This is a genomic window from Robertmurraya massiliosenegalensis JC6 (assembly GCF_000311725.1).
Taxonomy (GTDB): Bacteria; Bacillota; Bacilli; order Bacillales; family Cytobacillaceae; genus Robertmurraya; species Robertmurraya massiliosenegalensis.
Window position 1 is genome coordinate 673,812 of record NZ_HE978513.1, and the last position, 24,751, is coordinate 698,562.

Here is a 24,751-nt window from a genome sequence, read left to right on the forward strand (position 1 = left end):
TTCGGCTATTTTTCATGATGGTTGCTCATTAAGCGGAATTTTTCCTGTTATTTTTTCATGCCGATACGCCAACTGTTCATACGAACACGTTATACACTCCAAACTAGAATCAAAAAGTCGTTACCACCGACTTTTTGATCCAGCCTCTTTTCTAATTCGTTGAATTTAAAGCAATTAATTGATAATGCACAGTGGTTTGGTTATGTTCCCACTCCACTTTCTTAATTTTGGCAACGCCAATTAAGTCCCCATCTATTGTTCTTTTTACTTCAATTGGAATTTCTAACGGGTAAAGACGAAATCCTTCCTTCACTAATGTAAAAAGGTTTTCTTCTAACCTCGTTTCTTTTCCCTTCGTTACAATCATTGTATTTAATTCCAAAGGCATTCCCATTGTTCTCTCTCCTTTGTAAATATAGATCACTCATGCGTAAAACCACCTTTATCTTACCATTTTCACCCTTGATTTTTCATCCATTTCGTTAAATCTCTAACAATTTGTCGATTAATAGCAGGAGGAAAATAATGAGTAAATTCATCAAAATACCAACTCTCGACTTTTTTATTCAATGCTTTCAACCTTTTTTCTAATCGATAAGCATGATCGACGGAAACATTTTCGTCTTGCACACCATGAATAATAAGGGTTGGTGCTTCTAATTTTTCCAGTTCAAATAATGGGGTTCTATATTTATAGCGATCAGGATATTTAGTCGGAGTCCCTCCAATTACTCTTTTCATCATTCTTCGCAAATCTTTTCTTTCCATGTATGTAAGAAACATATCGCTTACCCCACCCCATGTGACTACAGACGTCACATTTGGAAAATGGATAGCCGTTAACAGCGCCATTACACCTCCTCTTGAAAATCCAAATACATGGACCTTGTCCACTCTAGGATGTGCTTGGAGCAAGGAAAATCCAGAGAAGGCATCCTTGCGATCATCTCCAGCAAAATCTTCATTCCCTTCTCCGCCTTGATTCCCTCTGTAAAATGGAGCAAAAACGATAAAACCTTCCACTGCAAATTGAACAATTCTACTAGGACGGACCTTCCCAACGTTTTTGATTCCACCCCTTAAATATAGAAATCCATCATAATGTCCCTCACCCTTAGGTTCAGCGAGTAATCCTTTTACTTTAAAACCATCTGACATATAGGTGACCGTAAATAACTCAATATTCGGATTAGGAGAAGGAAATCTTTGCTTGTCTATCATCTGACCGTCATCCCATCTCATATGTTCAACTCCTAAATTAGTTCGTCTTTTTTATATAGGCATTCACACATTTTTTATCATTTCATACGATATGTTAGGCTTATAAACCTTTCATATAGATTATCAAATACACTTTCAATTGAATCATCTGAGGAGGTCAAAGCATGAAAAAATGGTTAAAAATGAGTTTCGCTTGTTTTTTGGCATCTATTCTTATTATAGCTTTAGCAGCTTGTAATAATAATGAAGAGGTACAAACTGTTCGTGTTGCTGAAGTTACACACTCCATCTTCTATGCTCCGCAATACGTAGCGATTGAAAAGGGCTTTTTTGAGGAGGAAGGATTAAACATCGAATTAACCCTTACTCCAGGCGGGGATAAAGTAATGACTGCCCTTTTATCTGATGGAGCTGATATCGGTCTTGTCGGTTCAGAAACTTCCATCTATGTCGCTGCACAAGGCGCAAGTGATCAAGTCATTAATTTTGCCCAACTAACACAGACTGACGGAACGTTTCTTGTTTCACGCGAGAAAATCGATGATTTCTCTTGGGATCAGTTAAATGGTTCAACCTTCCTTGGGCAGCGAAAAGGGGGAATGCCACAAATGGTCGGAGAATTCGTGTTGAAAAAACATGGAATCGACCCCCATGCTGACTTAGAGCTCATCCAAAATATTGATTTTGCCAATATTACAAGCGCCTTTGCTTCTGGAACGGGTGACTTCGTGCAATTATTTGAACCTCAAGCAAGTGTGTTTGAACAGGAAGGTCGAGGATATATCGTTGCCTCCTTTGGTGAAGAATCAGGTCATGTTCCATACACAAGCTTTATGGCAAAAGAAAGCTATATGGAAGAAAACAAAGAAGTCATTGAAAAATTCACTCGTGCGATTTATAAAGCACAAAAGTGGGTAGAAGAAAGTAGCACGAAGGAAATTGCAGAAACGATTCAGCCCCACTTTGCAGATACTGAATTAGAAATCATTGAAATGGTTGTTGAACGTTACAAAGGGCAAGGCTCATTTGCTACCGATCCAATCCTTGGTGAAGAAGAATGGAATAATCTTCAAGATATTATGGATGAAGCAGGAGAGCTACCAGAGCGCATCGATTACGAAGCACTTGTAAATACAGAAATCGCTGAGAGTGTAATGGAATAGTATCATCTTATTTTCACGCTTGACCTTGATGTAATGGCCGTTACACCTCTTTCATATCGTAATAGAATAATTAAAAATGAGAATCAGTTAAAGCGAAAAACAGCTTTTATTCATGAGGAGGCCGCAAGTCTAATGGGATTCTTAAAGATCGACAGAATACACCATAGCTACTTCACGAAAAGCTCTGCAACAACGGCCCTCTCCAATATCTCGTTGGAAATTGAGAAGGGAGAATTCATCTCCTTTCTCGGTCCAAGCGGGTGCGGTAAAACGACATTACTCTCCATTATTGCAGGGTTGTTAAAACCGACAGAAGGCAACGTGACATTGGAAAACCAACCGATTGAAAAAACCAATAACCAAATTGGTTACATGCTTCAACAGGATTACTTATTTCCCTGGAAAACGATTGAAGAAAACATCCTGTTAGGTCTAAAACTAAATAATCAATTAACTGCCAAAAAGAGACGAGAGACCCTAACACTCCTTGAACAAATGGGTCTGGAGGGTGTTGAGAAGCAATACCCTGCCCAACTCTCTGGGGGAATGCGGCAAAGAGTCGCCCTTGTAAGAACTCTTGCCACAGAACCGAAGTTATTGATGCTTGATGAACCTTTTTCTGCACTAGACTACCAAACCAAACTCCGACTTGAAGATCTCGTATCCAACACCCTCAAATCTTTTGGCAAAACGGCTATTTTAGTGACTCATGATATTGGGGAAGCCATTGCAATGAGTGACCGTATCTACCTCTTTTCTCCTAGCCCAGGTCAAATCTACCAAACTTTTACCATCCCTGATGAGTTGCGTACATTAACACCTTTTCACACAAGGAATCATGAAAAATACCCTGAAATCTTTCAAAAGATATGGAAGGAGTTGGAGCAAGTTGAAACTGAACAATAAAACAGAGCTCCTCCATAAACAATATATCCAGTCCTTAAAACGAGAGAATCATTGGGTTCGCTTTTATCAACTTGTTATCTTCATCGTCTTTTTTGCGGGGTGGGAACTGTTCAGTCAAAAACAGTGGATTGATCCACTCATCTTTAGTTCACCATCAAAAATTTGGACTCTCTTTGTTGATAAAGTATCGGACGGTTCGCTTTTTTTGGATCTTAGTTACACATTGACTGAGACGATTTTCGGTTTTATTCTCGGAACATTGCTCGGGACGATCCTTGCCGCTATTCTTTGGTGGTCACCGTTTCTTTCAAAAGTTCTAGATCCTTATCTCGTCATTCTGAACTCAATGCCAAAGGTCGCTTTAGGACCCATCTTAATTGTAGCACTTGGACCAAGTATGACTTCGATTATCGCCATGGGGGCCATTATCTCAGTCATCATCACGACGATTGTTGTATATACGTCTTTTAAAGAAGTAGATGCGAATTATTTAAAGGTTTTACACACATTTGGAGCGTCCCGCTTCCAATCCTTCAAGGAAGCGATCTTACCTGCCTCCTTCCCAACCATTATCTCTACCTTAAAAGTGAATGTCGGACTTTCATGGGTCGGAGTAATTGTCGGAGAATTCCTCGTATCAAAAAGAGGGCTTGGATATATGATTATTTATGGCTTTCAAGTGTTTAATTTTACACTCGTCTTATTATCTTTGCTTGTTATCGCAGTGTTTGCCACGATTATGTATCAGCTTGTAGAAATGCTCGAAAAGAAACTTATTAAGCATAACTAAAAATTGAAATCATAACAAGACCACCGAAAATCAATTTTTCAGTGGTCTTCATTCCTTGTGTTGACAGATATTTACCATACTCCGAAGATGACTAAGTTCAGTCCGAATAGAGACCTCTCAGATGTTTTTTCTTTTAGAATTGATGATCACTACTAAAAAGAGGCACATTATCTTTTGAGTTGTTCAATATACTGTAAACTTTTTTCAATGACTAAATCCTTCATGATAAAACTATATGAGTCGCTGAAACGTTCTTCCAACAGATTTCCCTGTATGATCACAGGTCCTTCCGTTTCATAAAAATGTGACATTTCCTCTAATGTATCCACTCGTCCATAAAAAATGGCTTTTACAAAGGCCTTTTCTCCATCTTCGACCTCATATTCACCGATAAACTGAAGGGAATTTAGTCTTGCTCCAGTTTCCTCAAATACTTCTCGCCTTGCAGCGTCTTCTATTGATTCCCCTGGCTCAACCTTTCCACCTGGGAATTCTAAGCCTCGTTTTGGATGTTTTGTTAATAACCAACGCTCGTCATATCGACAAATAATGAGCACATGCTCCGGCTCTTGCTTAAAAGAACCTCTATTAAATGCTAAGCGTACATTAGCTCCGTAATCATCTTTGAATGTGTCCATAACTCCTCCAATATTTGATGCTCTTCTTCCCTTATTATACCATCCAATTCGCCAAATGGGTGTCATACGAATATGAGAAGAACACATTTAGGAGATAGCTATTCTAACGTATTTAAAATCCCCATTGATTCAATATGATTTTTTGCTTCGGTGTCACCTAGGTCATAAATCATCTGGTACACTTGAACGATTGTTTCATCATATTGATCATTTTCTCGGTCATGATGATATTGCACATATGGTACATGGGCACGGAAAAAGTTCTGCCATTCTGTTGTATAATTGGAATCAAACATTTCTCGAAGTTGAATAATTTCATCATCTGTCGCTTCTATTTTAAAATTCCAAGCAGAATCCGTTTGACTTTGTGTAATCTCTCCCGTTCCAACAGTGATATAATAAGTCTTCTTTTCTTGACTCATTACCATCTATCCCTCCTTTTTACATTATCATTCGTTTTTTGATTTGCATTTAGTCATCTTTTCCTGATTATTTTCATGTATAATAGGAATAATTAACAGCTAATTAGGGTAATGTATAAAAAATTGGGGGTGGTACCATGAAGTTAATAGATGAAATTTTTGAATTCTATCGTGATAAACTGACCGGAGATGACGAAGATATTGATATGCTCGCCTTCGCTCTATTAGAGGAAATGTCATACGATGACTTAATGAATATCATTAAAGACTTAGACAAACAAGAACTTTACGATTTAATCGGATTATATATGATCGAAACATTAAAAGGGAAATTTGCTCAAGAAAGTTACGGACAGCAAAAGGCCCCAGCCCAACAATCGCGAAATCTACATTAACCATACATACTTCATTTAAAAAGCTGGCTACACTCAATATAGCCAGCTTTTATCTTTATTGTTAGCTTAAAAAAGCCTTGAACATCCACATATGCTTCTTCAAGCTTTGCTTGATGCCGATTAGCATATCTGCTGTCCCTTCATCATTTGCTTCCTCTGCTATTTCGATTCCTTCTTGTAGTTCATGAACCATCGTCTCAAAATCATTGACAATTGCGCTAACCATCGCTTCTTCATTTTCATTTCCAGTTGCTTCTTTGACAGATGCCATCTTTAAACACGCTTCCATCGTGGCAACAGGATTTCCTTCGAGTGCTAGAATTCTTTCAGCAAGGTCATCGATATTTTGACTTGCTTCATTGTATAACTCCTCAAACTTTTCATGTAAGGTGAAAAAATGCCGTCCTTTGATATACCAATGATAATTATGAAGTTTCACATAAAGAACGGTCCAATTGGCTACCTGCTTGTTGACAGCTTGTACTAATGTATCTGACATTTTATCGCACCTCCCATTCCTATAATACCCAAGTTTTTCACCTTAAAACATTATCTTTATAAAAGTTTACAGTTTTCATGTTAGAATAGCTTTGACAATCATTTATATGTTCTTTGTTCCTAAAGGCACCAAAAATAGATGAATAAAGATGTTAGGAGAGGGAGAAAATGTTAACCGTTTTAATTATTTGTATCATTATCGTTATTGTAGTGTTGCTGTTAGCTGTACTGACTACGAGCAAGGCCTATTCTTATAAGCATTCCGTTGATCCATTAGAAGATAATCCTCACTTAGAGCAGGATAGTGAAAACGATAAAACCAATAAATAAGCGAGGAAACCATAATGAGTATTACTTCTGTACTAGTTGGACTTATATTTGTTCTTAATATGCTGTTAGCAACGATCGTCATTTTCTTGGAACGTAAGGATGCAGGTGCAACCTGGGCCTGGGTCTTAGTTTTATTTTTCATTCCTGGCCTCGGCTTTGTGACGTACTTATTATTCGGTAGAAATTTGGCCCGTTCAAAAATGTTTCAATGGGAAGATCAAAAAAAGGTTGGAATTGCCCAATTAATTTCCAATCAATTATTTGACATTAGCACAGACAAATTTTCCTATCGGAATGACCTTGAAAAAAAATATCACGATCTCATCTTCATGCATTTGCGAAACAATGATGCCCTTCTTTCTCAGGATAATGAAGTGACCATTTTTACAGATGGGCATGAAAAGTTTAAATCTCTTTTTGATGATATTGCCGCTGCCAAAGATCATATTCATCTGCAATACTATATTCTGAAAAGGGATGATATTGGTCAAAAGCTGTTAAATGCCTTAATTCTTAAAGCTAAAGAAGGGATTAAGGTGCGCGTCCTCTATGATGATCTAGGTTCAAGAACGTTAACAAGGGGATTCTTCAAGGAACTTCGAAATGCTGGTGGTGAAGTGGAAGCATTTTTCCCTTCAAATTTAAAATTCATCAACTTGCGAATGAATTTCCGTAACCACCGAAAGCTTGCGATCATTGATGGAAAAATTGGCTATGTAGGTGGATTTAATTTTGGGGATGAATATCTAGGTAAGAATCCGAAATTTGGATATTGGAGAGATACCCATTTACGGATAATCGGAAGTGCTGTACACGCTACGCAAACACGGTTTATTTTAGACTGGAATCAAGCGTCCCATCGTCATAATATCCATTATTCAGATAATCTTTTTCCTACGATACACTCAAATGGTGAAGTTGGCATTCAAATCGTTACGTCTGGCCCTGATTCTGAATGGGAGCAAATTAAAAATGGATATATTAAAATGATCTCTTCAGCAAAGCACTCAATCTGGATTCAAACTCCGTACTTTATCCCTGATGCCAGTCTATTAGATGCACTACGAATTGCGTCTTTATCAGGCATTGACGTACGGATTATGATTCCAAATAAACCAGATCATATGTTTGTCTATTGGGCTACCTATTCCTATATTGGAGAAATGATTAAAGCAGGTGCCAAAATCTATATTTATGATAATGGATTTATCCATGCTAAGACGATTATTGTAGATAATGAAATATCTTCGGTTGGAACAGCCAATATTGATGTTCGCAGCTTTCGTCTTAATTTTGAGGTCAATGCCTTTATCTATAACCATGATATCGCTCATAGACTGACGAAAAGCTTTGAAGAAGATATGACACGATCATGGGAATTAACAGACGAAATTTACCAAAAACGTTCCCTGCTCATCCGCTTCAAAGAATCGGTCTCACGATTGCTCTCACCAATCTTATGAGGAGCAAAAAAATCTGTACAAAGGCGTCGATTTCAGAGTGTAGACAAACTCAAAGTTTTCGAGTTTGTCTACACTCTTTTAATTTTTCCGCCATCATAATGCTTCATGAGACTTTCATGTGACATACTATTCACTTGCACATATCAATATCTCTTCTCATGAACAAAAAGCATCGAGATTCTCGATGCCTTTTGTCAACAATATCTTAATTTTATGCAAATACTTGCTTTAAGTCCTCTTTAGACTGCTCTAACCAAAAACGCATTAAGCGCTTCGCTCCTTCTAAATCATGAAGCTTTGCTTGACCACATTGTTTTTCATTTGCTGCTGGAATTTCCACGATTTCAACTGCAGATTTCATCGTATCTTCAAGTAAATCAATAATCTCTTCAACAGTAGGTTCACCGCTAACGACTAAATAATAACCCGTTTGGCAACCCATTGGAGAAATATCGATGATATCAAAATGCTCATATTTCTCTGCATGTTCGCGAATATTAAAAGCTAATAAATGCTCTAGCGTATGAATAGAGTCTGGCTTCATCGCTTGCTTGTTCGGTTGGCAGAAGCGGATATCAAATTTATTTACGACCCCGTCTGTACCTACTTGATGAACACCACAATGTCTCACATAAGGTGCTTTCACAGCATTATGATCTAACTCAAAGCTCTCAACTGATGGCATCTTCTTCACTCCTTTATTTATGGAAAACATATTATTATACTCATTTAAAATGCTCACAATAAAAATCCAAGTATTTTTATCAGTTTAATACGCAATTCTCGTTCATAGACTAATATATCATATTATGTTATCTTTTTGAAGAGTTAAAGTTTAGTGGATATTGGAAAGTGAGTCGATTAAAATGATCAGAAAAATGATGATCGCAATCATCCGTTTTTATCAAATCGTCATCTCCCCATTAAAACCACCGACTTGTCGGTTCTACCCTACTTGTTCCCATTATGGCATCGAGGCGATAAGCCGATTTGGCCCGATTAAAGGCGGCTGGTTAACGATAAAGAGGATTTTGAAATGTCATCCTTTTCACCCTGGAGGGGTTGATTTAGTTCCTGAAAAAAAGGAGCCAACATCATAGCTCCTCCTTATACCCATCAATAACTAAATCTAACTTTCCTGTATCTGGATCAATGACAAGGCCATGTACAGGAATGTCCTTTGCTAAGAGAGGATGCTTTTTAATCATCTCTACACTGTGAGAGACACTTTCAGAAACGTCCTGAAAACCTTTGAGCCATTTTGTTACATTAATACCTGAGTAAGTCAGCATCTCCAATGTCTCTTCTTTGATTCCTCTCTCCTTCATATTCTCAATCATTTCGTCCGCTTTCATCCCAGCCATTCCACAATCATGATGACCAATAACTAACACCTCGTCTGCTTGAAGCTGGTATACAGCAACAAGAATGCTTCGCATAATACTTCCAAAAGGATGCGAAACAAGTGCACCTGCATTTTTCACAAGCTTTACATCACCATTACCGATGTTTAATGCTTTCGGAAGCAGTTCTGTTAACCTTGTATCCATGCAAGTGACAATGACCATTCGTTTATTCGGGAATTTCGTAGTCGAATAGGCTTCATATTTTTTTTCCTTTACAAATTCCTCGTTATGCTGAAGAATTTCATCTAATAGTTTCATAATGTCTCTCCTTTTCTTACACGGTTTTTCAATCGATGTAATAATATGGTTGCCATTCCTTATAAAAGAAAGCAATTTTTTCTTGCAATTATATCATAGATGTACTAAGATACTATAGTAATTCGGAACCATTACGTATTAATTTCAGATACTAAATCGGAATAATTTCGTTTTTATTATAGTCAAATGAAAAATTTCAATGATAAAACTATTTTAGCTCCTTTCGTGAGAAACTATAATATCTCATGTCTTTTTAGTATGGTTGAAAGTCTAAAATAATAGCTTTTTTAAGCGAGGAGAGTGTGTTATGCAAAAAAAAATCAGCCTATTTATTATGCTTTTCATTCTTGTTTTAGCAGGTTGTGGCTCAAAGGAAAAGAACAGCAATGCCAACCAGGAAAATGAAAAGTTACACATATATACAACGGTATACCCTCTACAATATTTTGCAGAAGAAATCGGAAAAGAATACGTTACAGTTGATACGATTTATCCTCCAGGTGCGGATGAACATACGTTTGAACCATCGCAAAAAGATATGATCGAATTAGCCAAATCTGACCTCTTTATTTATGTTGGATTAGGATTAGAAGGATTTGTTAATAAAGCAAAGCAAACACTAGAGAATGAGAATGTTACGTTAGTCGCTGCCGGCGAGCACATTCATTTCGATGAAGATAGTCATGAAGAAGACACTTACGAGCACGCTCATGAAGAGGAAGAACATCATGATGATGGTCATAATCATGGTGATATTGACCCTCATGTGTGGATTGATCCGCTATACGCAAAAGAACTAGCTGAAGCAATTAAAGACGAACTCGTTACCCAACTACCAGAACATAAAGTACAATTAGAAACAAATTACAATGCGCTTGCTGAGCAATTAGATGAATTAAATAACCAATTTGTGAGTTTAGTAGATCAAGCAGAGCATAAAGAAATGATTGTTTCACATGCCGCATACGGATACTGGGAAAAACGCTACGGCATTAAGCAAATTAGTATATCCGGCATTTCTTCGTCAAACGAACCTACTCAGAAGCAGTTAAAAGAAATTATTTCGGAAGCGAAAGAGCATCAGCTCAATCATATCTTTTTTGAACAAAATGTCAGCTCTAAATTAGCTGAAATTGTCCAAGATGAATTGCAAGCAGAGCCCTTATTTCTCCATAACCTTTCTGTTTTAACTGACAATGATATTAAGGAAAACAAAACATACTTTTCGATTATGGAAGATAACTTAAAAGCATTAGAGACAGCATTTATTCATGAATAAAGAAAAAAGCCCGTACTCTTTCAAGGGAGTACGGGTTAAATCATTTCTCTTAAAACTCTTCGCAGTAATTTTCTTGAAGCATTTCTCGGAATCTGATCGACAAAATATACCTTTTTGGGAAGCTTGTAATTAGCTAAGTTACCTCGACAAAATTCGATCACTTCTTCTTCCGTTAGCTCTCCCCTTTTTAAAACGAAGGCAACGGGTACTTGTCCCCATTTTTCATCTTCTATGCCAATCACACCTGCATCCTCTATGCTTGGGTGAGAAGTAATAACTCCTTCAATTTCTGCAGGATAAATATTTTCTCCCCCAGAAATAATCAGATCCGAGCGACGGTCCTGAACAAAAAGAAAACCATCCTTGTCTACATAACCGATATCTCCTGTCTTAAACCAACCATCCAGAAAATATTGCTCATAATCGTGGTCCCGATGTAAATAGCCTTTTGTTACATTCTGCCCTTTTACAAGTATTTCTCCAGATTGATATGCAGCTACCTCCACTCCATCTGAATCGACAATTTTCAAACGGGATGGAAATAGTGGTTTTCCAGCTGAGCCTAATTTCTCAATGCTATACTCAGGTGATAAGGTGACAATTTGTGACGATGTTTCCGTCATTCCATACGTTTGATAGATCGGAATATTGCGCTCCACACATTTCTCGAGCACCGGTAGAGGAGCTGGTCCTCCTCCTAAAAGCATGCACCGAAAAGTATCTGGTAATTTTTCATCTCCCAATGCCTCAAGTAATCGACTCATCATCGTCGTTACAACGGACATAATCGTTACCTTTTCACTTTTAATCGATTCTATCACTTTATCCGGTTGGAACGAATCGTGAAGAACCATCTTCATCCCATAGATCAGACTTCTCATTAAAATAGAGTAGCCACTGATATGAAATAATGGGACCGCACAAAGCCAGCTATCTCCTTCATAAACGCCTAAATTAAAGGCAGATCCTGTTGCACTCCACCAATGATTTCCGTACGTTTGCAGCACCCCTTTTGGATTTCCGGTAGTACCAGAAGTATACATAACCGTACAAACTGCCTCTAAATCGATTTCTTCTAAAATCGTTGGCTCTTCGAAAGGTACAGCATCAACAGTTTCTTTCCATACAGTCGTCAAGCTTTCCAATCTTGTTTCCACTTCATGGACCTTGTCGACAAAAACTTTTTCCGTAATAAGAAGATTCGCCTTTGAATCAGTGAGCTGCCACTTGAGTTCTTCTGCAGTTAAACGATTATTTAAAAGCACTGCAATTCCGCCTATTAACTGTAATGACACAAGAAACACTGCTGTATCCACATGATTTTTTAATAGGCAAGCAACATAGTCCCCTTTATGAACACCAAGTTTTTGCAAGTATCCTGCCTTGCGCAAAGCCAGTTCAAATAATTCTTTAAACGTGTAATCTCTGTTATCAAAATGGATTGCTACTCGATTAGGGGTGAGATAGCTTCTTTTTATGATCAGATTTGGTATTGTTTGATTGTTCATCATTGATCACCATACTAATAAAAAGTAAACAGCCTGATGACATCATCAAGCTGTTTCAACGTGTGAATATAAATCAAGGGAAACGAGGAAATTGACCGAAGTCAGGCTTGCGTTTCTCTTTAAATGAGTCACGACCTTCTTTCGCTTCATCCGTTGTGTAATAAAGCAATGTAGCGTCTCCTGCAAATTGTTGGAGACCAGCAAGTCCATCTGTATCTGCGTTCATTGCTGCTTTTAAGAAACGAAGAGCTGTTGGACTTTTCTCAAGGATTTCTTCACACCATTTAATTGTTTCTTCTTCTACTTGGTCTAGTGGAACAACCGTATTAACAAGCCCCATATCTAATGCTTCTTGGGCATTATACTGGCGGCATAAGAACCAAATTTCACGCGCTTTTTTGTGACCGATAATTCTTGCTAGGTAACCAGAACCATAACCAGCATCAAAGCTGCCAACATTCGGTCCTGTTTGACCAAATACAGCATTATCTGCCGCAATCGTTAAGTCACAAACGACATGTAATACGTGGCCGCCACCAATTGCATAGCCTTTGACCATTGCAATAACTGGTTTTGGAATAACACGAATTAAGCGTTGCAAATCAAGTACGTTTAAACGAGGAATTTGGTCATCCCCAACATATCCACCATGTCCACGTACCTTTTGGTCTCCACCTGAACAGAATGCCTTATCTCCTGCACCTGTTAAGACAATCACTCCAACATTTGAATCATCACGAGCATAAGCAAACGCATCAATTAACTCCGACACTGTTTTTGGTGTAAACGCATTATGTACGTGTGGACGATTAATCGTGATTTTTGCAATCCCGTTGTATGTTTCATATATGATCTCATCATACTGACGTCCTGCAACCCATTCTACTGACATACAGCAACCTCCGTCATATAAATTTTGTACTCTAACTTTTTCAAATCAGAGCCCTCATTTAGATTAGGTCTGTCTTCAACTTCATGTATTCGACAAGTACCCTTCTATTATTGTACCAAATTTTTCAGCATTCTCCACATGAATTGTATGCCCGCAATCTGAAATAGACACCCATTTGGCATGTGGTGCTTTATTCTGCATTTTTTCTGCTATATGACAAAATTTTTGATCCAACGCTCCCGTAATGAGGAGCATCTCAACGTTGAGGTCGGAAAGCTCCGCCCACCAAGAAGGCTGTGAACCAGTCCCCATCCCTCTTAAGCTATTAGCTAAACCTATACTCGAATTACGTAATCTTTGCTCCCTAATTTGCTTTTGAACTTCAATTGGAAGATGCTTTTGACTTGTAAACAGCGGAATGTCCTCCCAATATTCTACAAATGCAGCTATTCCCTTTTCAACAATAAAGTCTGCAAGTTTTTCGTCTTGTTGACATCTTAGCTTTCGCTCATCTCCTGACTCTATTCCCGCAGTGGCACTTTCCAACACCAATTTTCGAACCTTTGTTGGATATTTGGCCGCAAAGGATAATGCGAGTCTACCACCCATTGAATAACCAACAAAGTCAGCTTTTTGGATTTTCAATTTCTCCATTAACAGAAATAAATCATCAACAACGGACAGCATATGATATCTTTCTAGCTCGTCTGGAGAGTCCGACTTACCATGGCCGATAATGTCTACTGCAAACAATTTCGACCTTTTTCCCCATTGTTCGAAAAAAGGCTGCCAATTTGAAGCATCTCCTGTGAAACCATGGAGCAAAATGACTGGAAAACCGTCACCATATGTTTCGACATTATAGCGAATGCCGTCTATTACATGTCTCATGACAAGTCACCTTTCAAAAACCGACTTATTTCCCGGGAAACAAAATCCCACAAATCTCGATGTTCTTTTAAATTCATGTCACGATTTGTCATTATTTCCATGACAGATAGTCCATTATTTTGCAAATTTTGCATGAAAGAGGAAGTAAAATGCGCCCAATCTGAAACAAGCTCATATGAGCCATTATACATATGTACGACGTGTTTAAAGTCAAGATCTAAAGGTGTACCAAACAAGCGCTCGAAATTTTTAGGATGATTAGCCTGAGGAAGGAAAGAAAAGATCCCACCACCATTGTTATTAATCACAATAATCTTCAGATTGAGATTATAAAGTTTCGCTGCCATAAGTCCATTTAAATCATGGAAAAAGGTTAAATCTCCCACGACAAGATAAAGAGGTTCTAGGACCGTTGATGCACCTAATGCTGTAGAGATGGTCCCATCAATCCCATTCGCTCCACGATTTGCCATAATTTTGATTGACTTTTCATTAAAATGGAAGAAAGAATCTAAATCCCGGATGGGCATACTATTTCCAACAAATAAAGTTGCACCTTCAGGAAGAACATCTGAAAGCTGATGGAAAAGTCTTGCCTCACTTAATTCATGAACCTCTCTTACTTTTAAAAGATTCTTCTTTGTAAAAGAGTTCATTTTACGCCATTGTGATAAGAATGAACTTGTCCTTTTCTTTCCGACAAAGCGCACCATATCATCACAGAAGGCTGTTTCACTACAATAAATCATCGAAGTAGATATTAAAGACGGATCTCTAAAGCCCGCTCCACTATCAATCACCCATTGCTCTGCCTCTTTGTTTTCTTTTAAGAAGATTGTTAATGCTTTAGAAACCGGCATTGCACCAAAGCGAATGATTAGCTCAGGTTTAAGGGCTGCTTTTGCCTCTTCACTTCTCAAAAAAGTGTCGTATGTATCAATGATATTTATTCCATCATGCTTCCCACTTCTTAGTTGCGATAAAGGGTCAGCGATGATCGGAAATTGCAAATGGTCAGCAAATTGAATAATGGCTTCAATAAATCCTTTTTCCTCTATTGAACCACAAACAATAATTCCTTTTTCAAAATTCTTTAATTGCTCACCAAATCGCTGCACAAGATCAGTTGTTAATGAAGGAATTCCATGATGAATCGATACATATCCTTCTTCTCGCTTCTCCAGACGGAAGAGGTCTTCTTTTTCTAAGTTTGGAACAAGTGGTTCACGAAATGGAAAATTCAAATGTACCGGGCCGGCTGGGGCCTTCATCGCCATCGCTGCCGCTCGTGCGCACACACTTCGAGCATAGTGTTGCATTTCTTCTGTTTTCTCTGGAATCGCCATCTCTACAAACCATTTTACATGCTTTCCATATAAATGAATTTGGTCGATTGCTTGAGGTGCCCCAACGTCTCTTAACTCATGAGGACGATCCGCGGTTAACACAACTAGTGGGACTCTAGAATAAAAGGCCTCGACCACCGCGGGATAATAGTTCGCTGCAGCTGTTCCTGACGTACATAATAGACCAACTGCTTTTCCTGAAGCCTTAGCCATTCCGAGTGCAAAAAACGCCGCTGAGCGTTCATCGACATTGATATGAACCTGAAGTTCAGGATGTTCAGCCATTACCATCGCCATCGGAGTGGAACGAGAGCCTGGACTAACGACTACATCTGTTATTCCTGTTTGAACTAGTTCAGCGACAAAAGCTGCAATATATGAAGTTAATGCTTCTTGATTATTCATTTGTCTAACCCTCCAAAAGCTGAAAGCATGGGACGAAATTTAATATTTGTTTCTACATACTCACTATTCGCATCTGAATCCTGAACAATTCCACATCCTGCAAAAAGAGAAGCCTCATTTCCTTGAATAAGAGCACATCGAATCGCAACAGCAAATTCCCCATTTCCTTGATAATCCAACCATCCAAGAGGGGCAGCATAAAAACCACGATCTAAGTCTTCAATCTCTCTTATTTTTTCTACCGCTTCTCTCTGAGGCAAGCCTCCTAGTGCTGGAGTTGGATGCAAAGAATCGACTACTTGTAACAATGAGCTTTCTTTTCGAGATGTTCCTACAATTGGAGTATATAAATGCTGAATATCTCTCATTTTTAAAAGACTTGGATGATTTGGCAACTCTACCTTTTGACAAACTTTTTCCATGCCCGCTTTTATCATTTCGACGACATATTGGTGTTCAATTAAATTCTTGTCATCATTTAGAAGCGTTTTTCCTAAATGCTCGTCCTCTTCTTCTGTTTTCCCCCTTGCAATTGATCCTGCCAAGCAAGTAGAATATAATTTTTCCTTCTCTTTCTTCACCAATCTCTCAGGAGATGCTCCAATAAAGCAATCTCCATTTGATTCAAAAGCAAACGTAAAGCTTCCCTTTTGTTCCTTTAAAAGGCGTGGAAGAACGGCGTCTACCGATACCTCGTCATTAAAATATAATCGCAGTTCTCGAGCTAAAACGACTTTTTTTAATTCATCTGCTCTAAGGTCCGCAACGAGACTTTCGACTGATTCTTTCCATTGCTCAGGATCTACTACTTCTTTTTTATCCATAATCATCGCATCTTGATGCGAAACCGAAAGCGATGCCAAAGAAAGAATCTTTTGTCTCTCTTGGATAATCTTTTGCCACATCGTTGCATCATCATGCTTGGTACAAACTACATTGGTCGTTAAGTATGACTCACCATCCACGACAGTAAGCAAAAATTGCGGAATATGAAATAAAGAATGAGCATATTTAGACCATAATGAAGTCTCATTTTTTAGTGGGTCAAAGGAAAAACCGCCAAACATAATCGGTCCTGTTCCTTTTTTATGTGCAGAATTAAAAATAATGGCATCCTTTGTTAAGTTATTCCATTCTTTCTCAACCTTCTCAAACCGATTCGAAATTTTACCAGTCTGAATCTGTTCACATATACCTAGTCCAATTAAATATGTTTCATCTTCAGGATCCTTCCAAAAAAAACGTTCTCCAAGGAACTTTTCCTGTCCTGCCTGAAAGAAAGCTAACGGCTCTATATGATCGATTTTTTTGAACTTCACTTACTAATATGGGAACCAAGCTTTTTTTTGCTCTCTCAATAGCTTGTCCAACCCCTTTTTTCAGTTCCGTATCGAGTATCGTAACCAAAAAATCCCCTCCAATAAAAAAGGCTCTTCATGTAACTTTAACTTTATAAAGTGCGACAGAGATACTAGGTCAAGGATATAAGTCGGAAAATATTTCAATCCACGCACCTATGTAAAGTGTTTACATTACACTGTTTTTCGTATAGAAATAATAATATCAATCTTTCCCCGCTTTATCTAGAATACAAACTTATTCTAAAATACACCTCGCAGTATTTAAATGTCAATGACAGGAGTCACTTTCTTCCTACTATTATCCTTATTATATTATCAACCTCTTTTTATGATACGATTCAGTGGCTCTTGTTTGGTAATTTTGTCCTATAATAACTGTAAAAAGACATTGACACCCTTTGTCTGATTGCCTAAACTTGAATTTGGATGTTATCCACCTTGAAATTGGTGTATGTGTTATTAAAGCTGATTTATTCATTATAAGAATACCAATTTGTTTTTAAAAGCGATAATAAGGAGAGGGAGAGACATGCAAACAGAGACAAAGACAAGCTACCCACCTGTATCTCCAAATAAAAGCTGGAAAGTTTGGTGGAAGTTAACAAGACCCCATACTCTAACAGCTGCATTTGTACCTGTTCTTCTAGGAACAGCGATGGCGATACATGAGACAACGATTCATGTGGGATTATTTTTAGCGATGCTTGTTGCAAGCCTGCTCATTCAAGCAGCAACCAATATGTTTAATGAGTATTATGACTATAAAAGAGGGTTAGATACAGAGGAATCAGTCGGGATTGGTGGAACGATCGTTCGTGATGGAGTAAAGCCAAAGACCATTATGCAAATTGCATTAAGCCTTTATGGAATATCCATATTAATAGGTGTTTACATTTGTATGAGTACTACTTGGTGGTTGGCTGCTATTGGACTTTTTTGTATGATTATCGGTTATCTTTATACAGGTGGCCCGCTCCCCATTGCCTATACTCCATTTGGGGAAATATTTGCTGGGTTCTTTATGGGAATGGGCATTATTTTAATCAGTTTTTACATTCAAGTCGGTACAGTTACAACTGCAAGCGTACTAATTTCAGTACCGATTTTCATACTTGTCGGAGCCATTCTATTAGCCAACAACATTCGTGATTTAGATGGTGATAAGGAATTTGGTCGCAAAACACTTGCCATTTTATTAGGTCGTAAAAAAGCGATCTATCTCTTAGCAGGAATGTTTATCGTATCGTATGGATGGATCTTTACACTAATGATGATTGGTTATTCTTCTGTCTGGTTAGCACTTGTCGTCTTAAGTATTCCAAAAGCTGTGAAAGCTACCAAAGGCTTCATTGGAAAAACTTTACCGATTCAAATGATGCCAGCGATGAAATCAACCGCTCAAACGAATACAATTTTTGGATTTCTTTTATCCATCGGCCTATTTATCGATTACTTTATTAAATAATACGAGTATATTTGAGGATGTCCTGTAGAGGACTCCTCTTTTTTTAGGGAATATTTTACTAATTTTTGCCATTAAGTACATATTTTAGTAACGTAAACTAGTAATTTGTTTTCATTTTTCGAAATAATTTTAAAAGTCCGTAATTTTAACTCTAATTATTGGGAGAATCATAGACAAATGGACTAAAAAAATAGGGTACAATTTACTGATACTGGAATTGAAGATACTACGAATCTACTGTTATTGATTTTTCCGACATTTCACCCCCATTATTCGACAGGTTTTCCCCTCTTCTACTTATATAGTAAACAGTAACATCCATGATTAGACATCGTGGTTTGATCCATTGAGAAAGGAGGATAAGTAAAGTCAAGTGTAAGGCTTTTATCTTGAAAGGAGGAAATAGGTTGAAGAGATCCTTAAGTATTTTTCTAACATTTCTAATGTTGCTCTCCCTGGTGATTCCAAGCACGAGCTTCGCCCAATCGAACGAAGTAAGTCGGTCATTAAAAAACACTTCTGAATCCGCTCAAACGAAAATTAGTAATAGTCTCACCAAGGAATTTTCAAAGGATGACAAGGTAACATTCTTAGTAAAATTCAAGGAAAAGGCTGAAGTTGAAAAGATTGCAAAAGATGCTATTACTAGTGCTCAAAAGAACGGTCTCTCATCCGTTAACGTTGAATATGCTCAACGTTCTGCCGTAATCTCAGAACTGAAGTATACCGCTTTAACCACCCAAGATAATGTTAAACAATTCCTCGATAAAATGGTAGAAGAAGGTTCTGTTAGTGACTATGAATCTTACTATATCGTCAATGCTCTTGCCGTTACAGCTACAAAAGAAGTAGCAGAACAAATCGCTCAATTTATGGAAGTTGAAAAATTACTACCGAATGAAAAAAGAAAATTAATTGAAGCTACAGTTGATAAAGAAGCTGAAGCAATTCAATCTGAAGTTCAAAATATTGAATGGAATGTCGAACGAGTTGGAGCTCCTGATGTTTGGAACATGGGGATCGATGGTTCTGGAATTGTGGTCGGTGCGATTGACACAGGAACTCAATGGGAGCATCCAGCATTAATGGAGAAATACAGAGGTTACGATGCGGCAACTGGTGAAGTTGACCATACATACAGCTTCTTTGATGCTGTAAATGGGCGTGCCGCTGCCTATGATGATCAAGGTCATGGGACTCACGTTACAGGAACTATGGTAGGTAGTGAGCCGAGTGGAGCCAATCAAATCGGAGTGGCTCCTGGGGCTAAATTCATCCATGCAAAAGCCTTAGATGCCGGTGGATATGGTACAGATACTGGGCTTTTGGCTGCAGCTGAGTGGATGCTAGCACCTGGTGGAGACATAACTAAGGCACCAGATGTAGTGAATAACTCATGGGGTGGTGGCTCTGGATTAGATGAGTGGTATCGAGATGTGGTTACCGCATGGCGTGCTGCTGATATTTTCCCAGAATTCTCAGCTGGTAATACAACTTTAACGAATCCAGGTGGACCAGGTTCTGTGGCTGTACCTGCTAATTATCCAGAATCCTTCGCAACAGGTGCAACAGATGCAAATAATAATCTTGCAAGTTTCTCATTGCTTGGCCCTTCACCATATGGTGAAATTAAACCTGAAATTTCAGCACCTGGTGTAAATATTCGTTCATCAGTCCCAGGTAGTGGCTATGAAGGTGGATGGAATGGGACATCAATGGCAGGCCCAGCTGTTTCAGGTGTTGTTGCATTAATTTTACAGGTAAATTCTAATTTATCTGTTGATGACGTTGAAGAAATTTTAACGAATACTGCAACCCCACTTACCAGTACTCAGTATCCAGACTCACCAAACAATGGATTTGGCTATGGACTAGTGAATGCCTTTGATGCCGTTTCATCAATTATGGATGGTCTAGGTACGATAGAAGGTTCAGTTACGATGGAAGGTGAAGATACAGAAGCCCCTGTATTTGAACATACTCCTTTTGAAGAAGTCTACTCCGATATGGATTTAGACTTAACGTTTTTAGCAAGTGACAATATCAGTGTTACATCCGTAACCGTCGATTATGTCAATGAAAATGGAGTTGAAGGCTCTGTTGAAGCGACAAGAACAGCTGGAGATTTCCGTTCAGGTTCCTTTGTAGCTACAATTCCAGGTGAAGATATTGTCGAAGGAGAACTATCCTACACTGTCACGGTAAACGATTTCGGCAATAACACGGTTACAAGTGAGCCTTATACAACAAATGTAGCTGCTGGTATTTCCGTAGGGTATTCTGCAGATTTTGAATCAGAGCCAGTTGGCTGGTCCAGTTATGGAGATAATAACTCTTGGGCTCGTGGGATTCCGACATCTGGTCCCGGAGAAGCTGCTTCTGGTGAATATGTATTTGCAACGAATCCAACGGGAACATACAACAATAATGAAAATTCAACATTACTCATGCCACCAATTGATTTACCTGAAGGAAATGCCTATTTACAATTTGATCACTGGTATAACATTGAAAACAACTGGGATTTCGCACATGTATTTATCTCAACTGACATGCAACAGTGGACTCAAGCTCTACGTCTAACCAATGTTCAAGACCAATGGTCCCCTGTCGAAGTTGATTTATCTCAATACGCAGGTGAAAGAATATACATTGCTTTCAATTTAGACACGGATGGTAGTGTTGTTAGAGATGGGTGGTATATTGATAATGTTGCATTATCTGATACCTCATTAGACATTGAAGAACCTGCCGCTAGCATTACTATACCAAAGGCAACGGCGAAGGAAAAAAAGGCAGAAAAAGTAGACCCAAATAAGATCCAACCAGACTTCACGAAAAATGATCAAGTTCAATTAATCGAAAATGAAGTTTCAAATCTTCCACTTAGTGCAAAAGTAACTGTATTAGAAAACGGAAGATCTGTAAGTACAAATCCAGCAGATGGAAGCTTTTCATTCGTCCATGCTGCCGGTGATTTTACATTAGTTGCTGAATCATACGGTTTCCGCTCAGAAGAACAAGCCGTAACCGTAGAAGCTGACCAAGTTTCACAAGCTAATTTCGTCCTTGAAGAACTACCTAAGGCAACGATTACTGGTACGATTTCAAGTGCTAATTCAGGAGAAGCAATCGAAGGCGCTACTCTCTTCCTCGTAGAAGATGCAAATGTTACACCAGTACAGACAGCTGCTGACGGAAGCTATAGCCTAACAGCTTACGAAGGCACGTACACATTGAAAGTAGCTGCCCGAGGATATATCGGAACAGAAGTAGAAGTGAATTTTGATGAAGACAAAGAAGTAAACATCGAGCTTGAGCCGTTATTCACTTATCCAGGTGGAGAAATTGGCTATGACGATGGCAGCGCAGAAAACGCTCGCGCCTACTATGATGCTGGAAACAAATGGGCCGTTCGTATGTCTCTACCTGAAGGGCAAGACGAAGCCATTGTAACTGAAGGTGTCTTCCAATTTCATGGCACTGATTGGCCATCTCCTGGTGCTACTGAATTTGCGGTTGAAGTTTGGGACGCTTCAGGCCCTGATGGAACACCTGGGGAAAAATTAGCAGGTCCAATTAATGCCGAAGCCATTCGTGATTTAAATCAATGGACTGTCGTAGATCTTCGTGAAGAAAACATCCAAGTTTCAGGTGATTTCTACATGGTTTATGTTCAGACAGGTATAAATCCTAATGTTCCAGGATTAGCTACTGATGAAAGTGGTCCAAACGCCGAAAGGAGCTTCCAATCTGTTGCAGGCGCTTGGTCACCATCCCCTACTAGTGAAGGAAACTATATGATCCGTGCTCGCGTAGATTACGCTGTACAAAATGTCGCAATCACGTCACCTTCTGATGGCTTCTTAACGAATGAACCATCGATTGAAGTAGCAGGAACGGCTTCACCAACAACAACCATTGCGCTTCAAAACAATGGCGAAGAGGTGGCAGAAGTGACCATTGGTGATGATGGAACATTTACGATTCCAGTCACTTTAACAGAAGGTGAAAATGAATTACAAGCAGTCAATTATGTAAATGGTGAGCAAGCAAACGAATCAGACGCTATTACGGTCACACTCGATACTGAAGCACCAGAGTTAACGATAGATAGCCCAACTAATGGTGAAAAGATTAACAGAGAAACGGTGACAGTTGAAGGAACGGTAGCAGACGCTCATCTAGATTACGTTGAAGTAAATGGTCAAAAAGCTACTGTTACAGATGGCCGTTATTCGAAACGAATTTTACTAGATGAAGGTTCAAATGAAATTGAAGTAGTCGCTAGTGACTTAGCTGGAAACTCTCAATCTGAATCCATTACTGTTGAGGTCGATTACACAGCACCAACAATTTCAAACTTAACTCCTACTGAAGATCGAGATGTTTCAGTTGGTCAAACCGTTGTGATTGAGTTTGATAGCGAACCGAATTTAAGAGCAAAGTTCTCAATCTTAATGCCATTAACCGACTTTGGTATTCAAAATGCAACCGAATTGCCAATGATGGAAACATCAGATGGACATTATATCGGGTATTGGACTGTACCTAACAAAGTAGAAGGAAATGGCGCAGTGATTGAAGTGACAGTAACAGATAGCTTTGGCAATGTTACCCGTGAACGAGCAGAAGGGAAATTAAACATCGGGAAAAAGGGAAACGGCAAAGGAAATGACAATGGAAACGGAAATGGAAACGGGAATGGGAAGAGTACAGGAAAAAATTAACTCTCTCTAAAATTTCATTCTTAGTTTGAAGAAAGGTCCTTCAGTAGTGAAGGACCTTTCTTTACAGATATCTACTCTCCGACCTGCGGATATAAATCATTCAAAAACTTAACTGAGTGAATAATCAATTCTTTTAAAACTTCCTCATCTATATCTACTAATTTGTTGATATAAACACATGCCTTACCTGTCGTATACTTTCCAAACCTTTCAAGAATTTCTTCTCTTTTCGTATCTCCAGTAGCAAAATATAAACTAATTTTAGTTTTTCTAGGGGAAAACCCGACTAAAGGTGCGTCACCTTCATGACCAGAAGCATATTTATAATGATAGGAGCCAAATCCAATAATACTAGGACCCCACATTTTCGCCTTATAGCCTGTTACTTCTGTAAAAATATCAAGTAACCGATAAGCATCTTCTCTTTTTTTCGGACTCTCTACATTTTCGATAAATTCTATAACACTATTATCATTTTCTTTTGTTTTCAATTCATACATAGTCATGGCTCCTTATGTACTGTCTTATTTCACCATTCTAAACGGAAACAGCAGAATTTATAATCCCTTACCATCAATTCTATAAATTGAAAGAAAAAACCTCTTAATTTTGACAAGAACGAAAAAAGCTCCTACAAAATGTAGGAAGCTTCGGTTTGTCTCATTCGATCCAAACAGCTCACCCTTAAGCGGAATTTTTCCTGTTATCTAGTCAATGGACTCCCTTTTAGGGAAAATAACGGAAGATTTTCCGGTTGTGGAGAGCAAAATCGTTTATTTTGGCATTTTTTGAGGGAATAGCAGGAATATTTCCTGTTATTTCGGCTCTTTTCTTGAATGCTTGCACATTAAGCGGAATTTCTCCTGTTATTTTTCATACCGCTACTGTTTATACGAACATTAAGTCGAGGGAATTTATAAATTTGTGGACACAATAAAAAAAACTGCTGACTTCATGTCAACAGCTTTTTTTATGACCCCTACGGGATTCGAACCCGTGTTACCGCCGTGAAAGGGCGGTGTCTTAACCGCTTGACCAAGGGGCCTAAATGGCGGAGAAGGAGGGATTTGAACCCTCGCGCCGGTTACCCGACCTACACCCTTAGCAGGGGCGCCTCTTCAGCCACTTGAGTACTTCTCCATATGGCTCCGCGGGTAGGATTCGAACCTACGACCGATCGGTTAACAGCCGATTGCTCTACCACTGAGCTACCGCGGAAAATTAAGAACAAACATGGTGGGCCTAAATGGACTCGAACCATCGACCTCACGCTTATCAGGCGTGCGCTCTAACCAGCTGAGCTATAGGCCCATATTTGGAGCGGGTGATGGGAATCGAACCCACGACAACAGCTTGGAAGGCTGTGGTTTTACCATTAAACTAC

The 24,751-nt window shown here is 38.7% G+C and carries 23 protein-coding genes and 4 tRNA genes; 10 read left to right on the plus strand and 17 right to left on the minus strand.

Translation table 11 applies throughout. The features are described 5' to 3' along the window. Window positions 1-151: 151 nt before the first annotated feature. Complete coding sequence (locus BMSHG_RS13160) at window positions 152-394, minus strand: DUF2584 domain-containing protein (RefSeq protein ID WP_019154930.1); 243 nt, start codon at window positions 392-394, stop codon at window positions 152-154. Between the two features lie 62 nt (window positions 395-456). Beyond that, window positions 457-1,242, minus strand: coding sequence for an alpha/beta hydrolase family protein (locus tag BMSHG_RS13165; protein ID WP_019154931.1), 786 nt, complete (start codon window positions 1,240-1,242; stop codon window positions 457-459). 143 nt (window positions 1,243-1,385) lie between these two features. Between BMSHG_RS13165 and BMSHG_RS13170 the strand changes: the two genes are divergently transcribed. From BMSHG_RS13170 to BMSHG_RS13180, 3 genes are all read left to right on the plus strand, one after another. After that, window positions 1,386-2,384, plus strand: a complete 999-nt coding sequence (locus tag BMSHG_RS13170) for an ABC transporter substrate-binding protein (protein ID WP_019154932.1) — start codon at window positions 1,386-1,388, stop codon at window positions 2,382-2,384. 132 nt (window positions 2,385-2,516) lie between these two features. Further along, complete coding sequence (locus tag BMSHG_RS13175) at window positions 2,517-3,290, plus strand: ABC transporter ATP-binding protein (protein ID WP_019154933.1); 774 nt, start codon at window positions 2,517-2,519, stop codon at window positions 3,288-3,290. After that, entirely contained in the window at window positions 3,274-4,080 is an 807-nt protein-coding gene (locus BMSHG_RS13180) for an ABC transporter permease (protein WP_019154934.1), read from the plus strand. Before BMSHG_RS13175 ends, BMSHG_RS13180 begins: the two co-directional genes overlap by 17 nt. Window positions 4,081-4,247: 167 nt before the next feature. Here the strand turns inward: BMSHG_RS13180 and ytkD are convergent, their stop codons facing one another. Both ytkD and BMSHG_RS13190 read right to left on the minus strand, forming a co-directional pair. Next, window positions 4,248-4,718 (minus strand): RNA deprotection pyrophosphohydrolase, encoded by a 471-nt coding sequence (ytkD, locus tag BMSHG_RS13185; protein WP_019154935.1) that lies wholly within the window; start codon window positions 4,716-4,718, stop codon window positions 4,248-4,250. A gap of 98 nt (window positions 4,719-4,816) precedes the next feature. Continuing rightward, a complete protein-coding gene (locus BMSHG_RS13190; protein WP_026073448.1) occupies window positions 4,817-5,140 on the minus strand; it encodes a hypothetical protein in 324 nt (107 codons plus the stop codon). Window positions 5,141-5,277: 137 nt separating this feature from the next. Here BMSHG_RS13190 and BMSHG_RS13195 point away from each other — a divergent pair, with 137 nt between their 5' ends. Continuing rightward, entirely contained in the window at window positions 5,278-5,535 is a 258-nt protein-coding gene (locus BMSHG_RS13195) for a DUF6154 family protein (protein ID WP_019154937.1), read from the plus strand. 61 nt (window positions 5,536-5,596) lie between these two features. On the opposite strand, the gene BMSHG_RS13200 is transcribed toward BMSHG_RS13195, so the two are convergent. Then, on the minus strand, window positions 5,597-6,034 hold the full coding sequence (locus BMSHG_RS13200) for a Dps family protein (RefSeq protein ID WP_019154938.1): 438 nt from the start codon (window positions 6,032-6,034) through the stop codon (window positions 5,597-5,599). A 167-nt stretch (window positions 6,035-6,201) separates the two neighbouring features. Between BMSHG_RS13200 and ytzI the strand changes: the two genes are divergently transcribed. Beyond that, on the plus strand, window positions 6,202-6,363 hold the full coding sequence (ytzI, locus tag BMSHG_RS27595; protein WP_019154939.1) for a YtzI protein: 162 nt from the start codon (window positions 6,202-6,204) through the stop codon (window positions 6,361-6,363). Between the two features lie 14 nt (window positions 6,364-6,377). Continuing rightward, window positions 6,378-7,826, plus strand: a complete 1,449-nt coding sequence (cls, locus tag BMSHG_RS13210) for a cardiolipin synthase (RefSeq protein WP_019154940.1) — start codon at window positions 6,378-6,380, stop codon at window positions 7,824-7,826. 211 nt (window positions 7,827-8,037) lie between these two features. Here cls and BMSHG_RS13215 read toward each other — a convergent pair whose 3' ends face one another. Continuing rightward, complete coding sequence (locus tag BMSHG_RS13215; RefSeq protein ID WP_019154941.1) at window positions 8,038-8,511, minus strand: S-ribosylhomocysteine lyase; 474 nt, start codon at window positions 8,509-8,511, stop codon at window positions 8,038-8,040. Between the two features lie 181 nt (window positions 8,512-8,692). Here BMSHG_RS13215 and yidD point away from each other — a divergent pair, with 181 nt between their 5' ends. Further along, window positions 8,693-8,926 carry a membrane protein insertion efficiency factor YidD gene (gene yidD, locus BMSHG_RS13220; protein ID WP_019154942.1) on the plus strand — a complete coding sequence of 78 codons (234 nt, stop codon included), beginning with the start codon at window positions 8,693-8,695 and terminating at the stop codon, window positions 8,924-8,926. Here the strand turns inward: yidD and BMSHG_RS13225 are convergent. After that, on the minus strand, window positions 8,921-9,490 hold the full coding sequence (locus BMSHG_RS13225) for a beta-class carbonic anhydrase (protein WP_019154943.1): 570 nt from the start codon (window positions 9,488-9,490) through the stop codon (window positions 8,921-8,923). The two genes, yidD and BMSHG_RS13225, sit on opposite strands and share 6 nt — an antisense overlap. A gap of 307 nt (window positions 9,491-9,797) precedes the next feature. On the opposite strand from BMSHG_RS13225, the gene BMSHG_RS13230 reads away from it, so the two are divergent. Next, complete coding sequence (locus BMSHG_RS13230; protein ID WP_019154944.1) at window positions 9,798-10,769, plus strand: metal ABC transporter solute-binding protein, Zn/Mn family; 972 nt, start codon at window positions 9,798-9,800, stop codon at window positions 10,767-10,769. Window positions 10,770-10,804: 35 nt separating this feature from the next. Here the strand turns inward: BMSHG_RS13230 and BMSHG_RS13235 are convergent, their stop codons facing one another. From BMSHG_RS13235 to BMSHG_RS26190, 5 genes are all read right to left on the minus strand, one after another. Then, window positions 10,805-12,277 carry an o-succinylbenzoate--CoA ligase gene (locus BMSHG_RS13235; protein WP_019154945.1) on the minus strand — a complete coding sequence of 491 codons (1,473 nt, stop codon included), beginning with the start codon at window positions 12,275-12,277 and terminating at the stop codon, window positions 10,805-10,807. A 73-nt stretch (window positions 12,278-12,350) separates the two neighbouring features. Then, entirely contained in the window at window positions 12,351-13,169 is an 819-nt protein-coding gene (gene menB / locus BMSHG_RS13240) for a 1,4-dihydroxy-2-naphthoyl-CoA synthase (RefSeq protein ID WP_019154946.1), read from the minus strand. 81 nt (window positions 13,170-13,250) lie between these two features. Further along, the gene (gene menH, locus BMSHG_RS13245) at window positions 13,251-14,060 is read right to left on the minus strand and encodes a 2-succinyl-6-hydroxy-2,4-cyclohexadiene-1-carboxylate synthase (protein ID WP_019154947.1); all 810 of its coding nucleotides are present in this window, start codon (window positions 14,058-14,060) and stop codon (window positions 13,251-13,253) included. Next, window positions 14,057-15,811, minus strand: coding sequence for a 2-succinyl-5-enolpyruvyl-6-hydroxy-3-cyclohexene-1-carboxylic-acid synthase (gene menD / locus BMSHG_RS13250; protein WP_019154948.1), 1,755 nt, complete (start codon window positions 15,809-15,811; stop codon window positions 14,057-14,059). Before menD ends, menH begins: the two co-directional genes overlap by 4 nt. Continuing rightward, complete coding sequence (locus BMSHG_RS26190; RefSeq protein WP_019154949.1) at window positions 15,808-17,130, minus strand: isochorismate synthase; 1,323 nt, start codon at window positions 17,128-17,130, stop codon at window positions 15,808-15,810. The genes menD and BMSHG_RS26190 overlap by 4 nt, the downstream gene beginning before the upstream one ends. A gap of 571 nt (window positions 17,131-17,701) precedes the next feature. Between BMSHG_RS26190 and BMSHG_RS13260 the strand changes: the two genes are divergently transcribed. Further along, a complete protein-coding gene (locus BMSHG_RS13260) occupies window positions 17,702-18,637 on the plus strand; it encodes a 1,4-dihydroxy-2-naphthoate polyprenyltransferase (RefSeq protein WP_019154950.1) in 936 nt (311 codons plus the stop codon). A gap of 443 nt (window positions 18,638-19,080) precedes the next feature. Further along, window positions 19,081-23,367: a S8 family serine peptidase gene (locus tag BMSHG_RS13265; RefSeq protein ID WP_051030936.1), complete on the plus strand. Its 4,287-nt coding sequence runs from the start codon at window positions 19,081-19,083 to the stop codon at window positions 23,365-23,367. Between the two features lie 71 nt (window positions 23,368-23,438). Here BMSHG_RS13265 and BMSHG_RS13270 read toward each other — a convergent pair whose 3' ends face one another. The 5 genes from BMSHG_RS13270 to BMSHG_RS13290 all read right to left on the minus strand — a co-directional run bounded on the left by BMSHG_RS13270 (window position 23,439) and on the right by BMSHG_RS13290 (window position 24,678). Further along, window positions 23,439-23,867 (minus strand): DUF1801 domain-containing protein, encoded by a 429-nt coding sequence (locus BMSHG_RS13270; protein ID WP_019154952.1) that lies wholly within the window; start codon window positions 23,865-23,867, stop codon window positions 23,439-23,441. A 473-nt stretch (window positions 23,868-24,340) separates the two neighbouring features. Next, window positions 24,341-24,412: transfer RNA gene (locus BMSHG_RS13275), tRNA-Glu, on the minus strand. A gap of 4 nt (window positions 24,413-24,416) precedes the next feature. Continuing rightward, window positions 24,417-24,507, minus strand: a tRNA-Ser gene (locus BMSHG_RS13280). 3 nt (window positions 24,508-24,510) lie between these two features. Then, window positions 24,511-24,585 (minus strand) — tRNA-Asn (locus BMSHG_RS13285). 16 nt (window positions 24,586-24,601) lie between these two features. After that, window positions 24,602-24,678, minus strand: a tRNA-Ile gene (locus BMSHG_RS13290). Window positions 24,679-24,751 lie beyond the last annotated feature (73 nt).

Coding starts and splice junctions, on each gene's coding strand:
- BMSHG_RS13160 (WP_019154930.1), bottom strand. CDS start 394: ATGGGAATGCCTTTGGAATTAAATACAATGATTGTAACGAAGGGAAAA.
- BMSHG_RS13165 (WP_019154931.1), bottom strand. CDS start 1,242: ATGAGATGGGATGACGGTCAGATGATAGACAAGCAAAGATTTCCTTCT.
- BMSHG_RS13170 (WP_019154932.1), top strand. CDS start 1,386: ATGAAAAAATGGTTAAAAATGAGTTTCGCTTGTTTTTTGGCATCTATT.
- BMSHG_RS13175 (WP_019154933.1), top strand. CDS start 2,517: ATGGGATTCTTAAAGATCGACAGAATACACCATAGCTACTTCACGAAA.
- ytkD (WP_019154935.1), bottom strand. CDS start 4,718: ATGGACACATTCAAAGATGATTACGGAGCTAATGTACGCTTAGCATTT.
- BMSHG_RS13190 (WP_026073448.1), bottom strand. CDS start 5,140: ATGAGTCAAGAAAAGAAGACTTATTATATCACTGTTGGAACGGGAGAG.
- BMSHG_RS13195 (WP_019154937.1), top strand. CDS start 5,278: ATGAAGTTAATAGATGAAATTTTTGAATTCTATCGTGATAAACTGACC.
- BMSHG_RS13200 (WP_019154938.1), bottom strand. CDS start 6,034: ATGTCAGATACATTAGTACAAGCTGTCAACAAGCAGGTAGCCAATTGG.
- ytzI (WP_019154939.1), top strand. CDS start 6,202: ATGTTAACCGTTTTAATTATTTGTATCATTATCGTTATTGTAGTGTTG.
- cls (WP_019154940.1), top strand. CDS start 6,378: ATGAGTATTACTTCTGTACTAGTTGGACTTATATTTGTTCTTAATATG.
- BMSHG_RS13215 (WP_019154941.1), bottom strand. CDS start 8,511: ATGCCATCAGTTGAGAGCTTTGAGTTAGATCATAATGCTGTGAAAGCA.
- yidD (WP_019154942.1), top strand. CDS start 8,693: ATGATCAGAAAAATGATGATCGCAATCATCCGTTTTTATCAAATCGTC.
- BMSHG_RS13225 (WP_019154943.1), bottom strand. CDS start 9,490: ATGAAACTATTAGATGAAATTCTTCAGCATAACGAGGAATTTGTAAAG.
- BMSHG_RS13230 (WP_019154944.1), top strand. CDS start 9,798: ATGCAAAAAAAAATCAGCCTATTTATTATGCTTTTCATTCTTGTTTTA.
- BMSHG_RS13235 (WP_019154945.1), bottom strand. CDS start 12,277: ATGAACAATCAAACAATACCAAATCTGATCATAAAAAGAAGCTATCTC.
- menB (WP_019154946.1), bottom strand. CDS start 13,169: ATGTCAGTAGAATGGGTTGCAGGACGTCAGTATGATGAGATCATATAT.
- menH (WP_019154947.1), bottom strand. CDS start 14,060: ATGAGACATGTAATAGACGGCATTCGCTATAATGTCGAAACATATGGT.
- menD (WP_019154948.1), bottom strand. CDS start 15,811: ATGAATAATCAAGAAGCATTAACTTCATATATTGCAGCTTTTGTCGCT.
- BMSHG_RS13260 (WP_019154950.1), top strand. CDS start 17,702: ATGCAAACAGAGACAAAGACAAGCTACCCACCTGTATCTCCAAATAAA.
- BMSHG_RS13265 (WP_051030936.1), top strand. CDS start 19,081: ATGTTGCTCTCCCTGGTGATTCCAAGCACGAGCTTCGCCCAATCGAAC.
- BMSHG_RS13270 (WP_019154952.1), bottom strand. CDS start 23,867: ATGTATGAATTGAAAACAAAAGAAAATGATAATAGTGTTATAGAATTT.